Raw genomic sequence first — 3,236 nt, forward strand, 5'->3', positions numbered from 1 at the left:
CCTCGGCGGCCACGGCAATTCCATGGGCGGCATCCTCGTTGACGGCGGCACTTTCGACTGGTCGAAGTCCGGTCGCTACCCGATGCTGAGCGCGCCGCGCGCCGAATATAACGGCATCGTTCTGCATGAGGCTTTCGGCAGCATGGCCTTCGCGCTTGGCGCGCGCGTTCTGAGCCTGCGCGATCTCGGACCGGCGATCTCGCCGTTCAACGCCTTCATGATCGCGACCGGGATCGAGACCCTGCCGCTGCGCATGCAGCGTCATTGCGACAACGCGCTCGCGGTCGCCAAGTGGCTGGAACAGTCGGACAAGGTGGCCTGGGTCGGCTATCCGGGGCTTGAAGGCGATGAAAACCACGCCCTGCAGCAGCGCTATTCGCCGAAGGGCGCCGGCGCCGTCTTCACCTTTGGTCTCAAGGGCGGTTACGAGGCCGGCAAGACCTTTGTCGAGGGCCTTGAACTGTTCTCGCACCTGGCCAATATCGGCGATACCAAGTCACTGGTTATCCACCCTGCATCCACAACCCATGCACAGCTTACGCCGGAACAGCAGGTTGCCGCCGGCGCCGGACCGGACGTGGTGCGCCTTTCGGTGGGCATCGAGGATCTTGCTGATATCATTGCGGATCTCGAGCAGGCCTTCGCCAGGATCTGACGGACGGACGAAGCCGGAGACGGTACCGAGGGCGGGCGATCCACAGGGTCGCCCGTTTTTCGTTCCGGTTTATCCACAGGACCGCGCGGAAGCAGTCACGCCGGAAGCCGGTGTGCCGGCGCCGGCGTCTCTTCGGGCCCGTAGGCAATGATGCGGTCGCGGCCGCCGTTTTTAGCCTCGTAGAGCGCCCGGTCGGATTGCGAGAGCATTCTCTCCAGGTTGAAGCCGGCCCCCGGCTGAACCGCGATGCCGATGCTGACGGTCAGCGGCGGCGAACCGGCAGCCTGGCGTTGACCGGCATCGGCGAGCCGGCCCCGGATCCGCTCGGCAAGGCCGGTCGCCGCGCGAACATTGTCGACCTTCAGAAAGACGGCGAACTCCTCGCCTCCGGTCCGGCCGAAGACATGCATCCGACCCACCTCTTCCTCGACGGTCTGCGTGAAGACGACGAGCGCGACGTCTCCGGCGCTGTGCCCGTAGCGGTCATTGACCCATTTGAAATGATCGATGTCGATGGCCAGATAGGCGAAAAGGTCGGAGAGCGCGGCGGTTTTCAGACGTTCGCCGATCCTCTCGAAAAATCCCCGGCGGTTGAAAACGCCGGTGAGAGGATCATGGAATGCGAGTTTCCTCAGGTGGAACTCGTATTTTTCGACCGACAGCCAGACGGCCAGGCAGATCTTCGCCGAAAACAGCACGAAGCCCGCGACCAGCGTGATCGACGTCAGCGTGCCCTCCTGCAGAACGGCCGGTTTTTCCAAGACATAGAAGAGTGCGACGGCGAGAGCCGACAGGGCTTCGAGCAGGAAAACCGCCGGAATGGCCAGATGGAAGCGCACCTCCTCGAATGCAGCATCGCGGGAAAGGAAGTGCAGGACATAGACGGCGATGGCGATGACGGCGAGACAATAGCTGGCGACGGCGGCGACGGGGCCGAACGCGGACAGGCTGAAGAGGACGAAAGCGACGAACCAGAGGCAGACGCAAAGCGCCGTGAAGCGGAGCGGCCGGTCCTCGCCGTAAAGGGAGAGCAGGCCTGCCGCCGACAGCGCTTCGGCGCTGACAAGCGCGGCAACCGGCAATGCAAGCAAAAGCCGTGCGTTCGGGGTGACATAGGTCAGGCCCAGAAGCCCGAGCCCCATCAGGGCAAGCGCTGCCGACCAGATCAGGATGAACAGTCGATCCCTGTTGCGCAGCCAGAGCGGCAAAAGCAGGATGGAGAGCAGAATGCAGTCCGCCGCCCAGGCAAGAACGGCCGTCAGATTATAGTGCAAAGCCGAAGACCGCTCCCCGAATTCAACAACACGGTGCGGGTTCATACCCGTCCTGCCGCGTAGGCACCACATTTCGCCGTGGACCATTTTTGAAGTTAAACGATTTAAATGTCGACTCCGGGAGCTTCCCGGCTTTGCTTCCGGGCCAAATCCCGCGCCGCGGCAGGCAAGCCGCCGCCAACTGCGGCCCGGTGACGCAATCCATCTCTTGAAGTGACCGGGTCTGGCACTCTATGTAGGAGAGTAATGAAAGATTCGATTGAAAACGGCTCCGATCAGCCGGCCGAAGGACAGACATGACAAATCCCGTAGATACCGCGATGGCGCTTGTGCCCATGGTTGTCGAGCAGACCAATCGCGGCGAACGTTCCTATGACATCTATTCCCGCCTGCTCAAGGAGCGGATCATCTTCCTGACCGGTCCGGTCGAGGATCACCTGGCGTCCCTGATCTGCGCCCAGCTCCTCTTTCTCGAGGCGGAAAACCCGAAGAAGGAAATCGCGCTCTACATCAATTCGCCCGGCGGCGTGGTGACCGCCGGCATGGCGATCTATGACACGATGCAGTTCATCCGCCCGGCGGTTTCGACGCTGTGCATCGGCCAGGCGGCCTCGATGGGCTCGCTCCTGCTGGCCGCCGGCGAAAAGGGCATGCGCTTTGCCACGCCGAATGCGCGGGTCATGGTGCACCAGCCCTCCGGCGGTTTCCAGGGCCAGGCATCCGATATCGAACGCCACGCCCGCGATATCCTGAAGATGAAGCGCCGCCTCAACGAAGTCTATGTCCGCCATTGCGGCCAGACTTACGAAGAGGTTGAAAAGACGCTCGATCGTGACCATTTCATGGATGCCGGCGAGGCGATGGACTGGGGCCTGATCGACAAGGTCATGACATCGCGCAGCGAAATCGAGGGCGGCAACTGATCCTCAGCCAGGAATCCGACGTATCGATTATCGAGCGGCGCGCTCCCGCGTCGGTCGACGGAAGGCTTTCGGCGTGGCAGGGAACCGGATGCCATTGAAGGCGATTCGGGATCACGATTGCGTTTTTTGGCTTTAAACCGGTGCTGAAGCCGTTAATAGTATGGAAAACCGGAGATGTTATCCCGGTTTTTGGAGTTATGGCGTTGTTTCGCGTTTGCGCCTGTTGCCTTGTAAATCTGCCGCGTCGTTTTGTTGCCCTGATGTTTTGAAAGCATTTGGACGTGCGGCGGAAGCGAAAATATGAGGCCGTTCACATGAAGGAACGGCTGACTGGAAGGAAGTGATAATGAGCAAAGTCGGCGGTAACAATGGCGGTGACTCGAA

At 61.3% G+C, this 3,236-nt stretch carries 4 protein-coding genes; 2 read left to right on the top strand and 2 right to left on the bottom strand.

The annotated features are described in order from the left end of the window. A partial coding sequence (locus AC5DC2_RS21715) for a PLP-dependent transferase (protein ID WP_491699988.1) occupies positions 1-655 on the top strand: 655 nt, incomplete at its 5' end. 95 nt (positions 656-750) lie between these two features. On the opposite strand, the gene AC5DC2_RS21720 is transcribed toward AC5DC2_RS21715, so the two are convergent. Continuing rightward, the gene (locus AC5DC2_RS21720; protein ID WP_491699989.1) at positions 751-1,929 is read right to left on the bottom strand and encodes a GGDEF domain-containing protein; all 1,179 of its coding nucleotides are present in this window, start codon (positions 1,927-1,929) and stop codon (positions 751-753) included. 296 nt (positions 1,930-2,225) lie between these two features. Between AC5DC2_RS21720 and clpP the strand changes: the two genes are divergently transcribed. Then, positions 2,226-2,852: an ATP-dependent Clp endopeptidase proteolytic subunit ClpP gene (gene clpP / locus AC5DC2_RS21725; protein WP_024709588.1), complete on the top strand. Its 627-nt coding sequence runs from the start codon at positions 2,226-2,228 to the stop codon at positions 2,850-2,852. Positions 2,853-3,047: 195 nt separating this feature from the next. On the opposite strand, the gene AC5DC2_RS21730 is transcribed toward clpP, so the two are convergent. Further along, positions 3,048-3,236: hypothetical protein (locus AC5DC2_RS21730; protein WP_491699990.1), on the bottom strand; the 189-nt coding region annotated here is incomplete at its 5' end.

The sequence above is a fragment of the Martelella sp. genome, from assembly GCF_984369615.1.